This is a genomic window from Loktanella sp. DJP18 (assembly GCF_049310965.1).
Classification (GTDB): Bacteria; Pseudomonadota; Alphaproteobacteria; order Rhodobacterales; family Rhodobacteraceae; genus Loktanella.
Genome location: NZ_JBMERN010000370.1, coordinates 1 through 752 on the forward strand (window position 1 = coordinate 1; position 752 = coordinate 752).

Consider the following 752-nt stretch of genomic DNA (forward strand, 5'->3'; position numbering starts at 1 on the left):
GCTCGTGGATGAGGTGACATTCTCCTGCCACAAGACAATCGGTAAGGTCGAGCAGCACTGTGCGGGTGCCCTCCTGATGTCCGAGATGCATAATCGTCCTAACAGGATGCACCAGATCGCTCAGCGACTGGGTCTGTACCAGCCTGATCGCTTACTGGCAGCCGACATTTATGTCGACGCCGACGATATGGCGGAAGGCCATGCTAAAACCGGCGTCATGCCTCACGTTGCCAAAAGGTAACGCGCCGGCGTCAGGTCGCCACATCAAGCGGACTTCAGGTTTCTGACTGCACCTTTGCCCGATCCAGGATGTTTTCAACAACATCTTGGCTAATCGACCAATCGGGCGCGCAGCCTGAAAACGCACAACTCTCAACGATTGCGCCGGCCGGTATGGCCTCTACGAGTCCGGGCCGAGCTCTTAGGATACCTTGTATCCAAAGCCACTTGAGATAATCCTCGACAATATCGATGGGCTTGCGAAGATCTGGTATCTGGCGGCCGAGCTCCATTGCGTCATCGTCCGGTAGCGGACGCATGAGCGCCATCGATTTGATCAGACGCCGCTTTGGGAACAGTCGGACGACGTCACGTTGATCAAATCCAAGTTCGGCGGTTGGAGCCCCCTGCCCTTCCAAGGTTGGCTCAATCACAAGCGCCATCAGGACCTCTGCGCGCCAACCGGACGGCGACGGCGCCAAGAAGCGATCCCCGGCTATGGCGGGTCCGTCTATGAGGCGTCCAAGGCCGAG

Annotated in this window: 2 protein-coding genes; one reads left to right on the plus strand and one right to left on the minus strand. The window is 57.8% G+C overall.

Features of this window, described 5'->3' with window-relative positions; genetic code table 11:
- Positions 1–241: hypothetical protein (locus ACOI1H_RS25955; RefSeq protein WP_422441236.1), on the plus strand; the 241-nt coding region annotated here is incomplete at its 5' end.
- Between the two features lie 34 nt (positions 242–275).
- Here the strand turns inward: ACOI1H_RS25955 and ACOI1H_RS25960 are convergent.
- Positions 276–752 (minus strand): hypothetical protein (locus ACOI1H_RS25960; RefSeq protein ID WP_422441237.1); only part of this gene is annotated, 477 nt, incomplete at its 5' end.